This window comes from Acinetobacter sp. YH16038 (assembly GCF_013417275.1).
GTDB lineage: Bacteria > Pseudomonadota > Gammaproteobacteria > Pseudomonadales > Moraxellaceae > Acinetobacter.
Genome location: NZ_VPEG01000122.1, coordinates 1 through 1935, shown reverse-complemented (window position 1 = coordinate 1935; position 1935 = coordinate 1). Strand labels below are relative to the sequence as shown.

General features: G+C 31.3%; 2 protein-coding genes. Both read left to right on the top strand.

Annotated elements, in window-relative coordinates; genetic code table 11:
- The first annotated feature begins 408 nt into the window (after positions 1–408).
- Complete coding sequence (locus FTV34_RS17175; protein WP_092768988.1) at positions 409–1185, top strand: tetratricopeptide repeat protein; 777 nt, start codon at positions 409–411, stop codon at positions 1183–1185.
- Positions 1186–1187: 2 nt separating this feature from the next.
- The gene (locus FTV34_RS17170; protein WP_179997592.1) at positions 1188–1565 is read left to right on the top strand and encodes a hypothetical protein; all 378 of its coding nucleotides are present in this window, start codon (positions 1188–1190) and stop codon (positions 1563–1565) included.
- Positions 1566–1935: the final 370 nt, after the last annotated feature.

The window sequence follows — 1935 nt, the reverse complement described above, 5'->3', positions numbered from 1 at the left end:
GGCTCACATTAATCTCGGCCCTTTGCTGCTATGCCAGATAGTGGAAATTTCATATGATGGGCACATAGAGAGCAGGAAGCTCCATACAAGAATAACAATAGATAAGCACAAGGACTGTAAGGTACGACAGGAGTTATACCGAGCGAACCAATACGAAAAACCCCGGCAGGATGCCGGGGTTTTTTCTTATCTAAATTAATTCAACTAATCAGTATTTTATTAATTGTAGAAAAATGACAACCAAGTGTTTAGTATAGAAATGGATGATATTTAGTAAAAAAAATAGTATTTTTCGATCTAATCCTTTATTTTTGAAGTATAAATTTATGACCCACCTAAAATTAGTAACTCAGTAAAGCAAAATATTGTACTATACCCGCGCATTAAAAATGGAATTCCTAATCGACTATGATATCTCCTCAAACTATTGATAAAAGCATTTTTGATGCTATGTTCTCTAATGTTAGGAAAACATCTAGTGTCTTTAAAATTCAATCATGGAAAAGAGATGCGGAAAAGGTTCGTAGTATAGATATATGCAAATATAAAGCTATTTTAGGCACAATAGCTGCTTATGAAAATAAGCATGATGAAGCTATAAATATATTTAAATCTATATTATTACTTACAAAAGATTGTGGCTATCAGGCTATGATCTACTCAAACATAGCTAATGTTTTAGGACATGCTGGAAAGTACTCAGAAGCAATTGATTCCTATTGGAAAGCTTTTGAGTTAAGTAATAATCCATCATATTTTGAATCGTTCTTTAATTTATGTAAAATTTATTATATTAATGATCAAAGGCTAACTAATATGAAGTCTTTAGATGACAATAAGAAAAAATTCTATGAACAAGAATTATTAAGCTTAAATGAGACGCGTCAAGAAATTATAGAAAATACAAATCTAAATCTCGATTTGTATAGAGATGTATTGAAAGTAGCTTTTTCTGTCTTCTTCACACACTGTAATAATCAAGTTAATAGATTTATAGAAGTGAATGATAGTCAAATTTCTACAATACTATTCAATACCGATTTGGATCTAGAAACAGTTATGCTGTTAAATGATGGTATGAATGATAAATTTTTAGACTTATTAGATAGTTATGAGTATGAAGAGCTTATTAAATATCCTATAATATTTACGGCTGAAAATTTTAAAAGCAATGAATTAGGATAGTCGTGGATAGCATAGAATTTTTAAATTTTGCACAAAAAATCATTTCTATTACTCCAATTTCAGAAATTGATTATCGTCAGATAATAAGCCGTAGTTATTACTGTGCATTTCATAAACTTAATGAAAAATCCAATTCCTTAGGCATTCCTGTGAATGCCTATAAAGGTGGAACTCATGCATCCTTACGGCAGACTTTAATAGAATTACGTCCGGCAAATAAACAATTGAAAGCTATAGCATATCGACTAGTTAGCTTCCATCAATTACGTATTATTGCAGATTATAAGTTAGAGGATAAAGTGACAGAAATATCAGCTAAGGAATCTATTGAAAACTGCAAAAAAATATTAGATCAAATTAATTTAGTTACTAGTCTGTAATCTTTTAAAAGCACTTTTTCCTTTTATTTAACATAAAATCTCTTATACGAAATCCAGATTCAAGACATAAAAAAGCCCGACATCCTGTCGGGCTTTTTCATATCGGGTTGCTAATCTTACTGATCTCGTGCTGCCCATTCCTTGCGCTATTTTCTTATTCTTGTTTTCTGGAAACATCCAGTTCCCTTATGTATTCATCATAGGGCTAATGCCTTTGATTACCAATCCGCAAAAACCTTAAATCTGCGTAAGTTTTAGCTTACAAAGTTGGCCTATTTTATCCCAAGAGTTGTCCGCAGAAATTGGGGATTATTTCTGAACTGTGACCCTTGAGAAATCAGGAAAAAACGCAAAAACGAATGTTTTTTGA

Excerpts from the sequence above, each read along its gene's own strand:
- FTV34_RS17175 (WP_092768988.1), top strand. The coding sequence starts at position 409 with ATGATATCTCCTCAAACTATTGATAAAAGCATTTTTGATGCTATGTTC.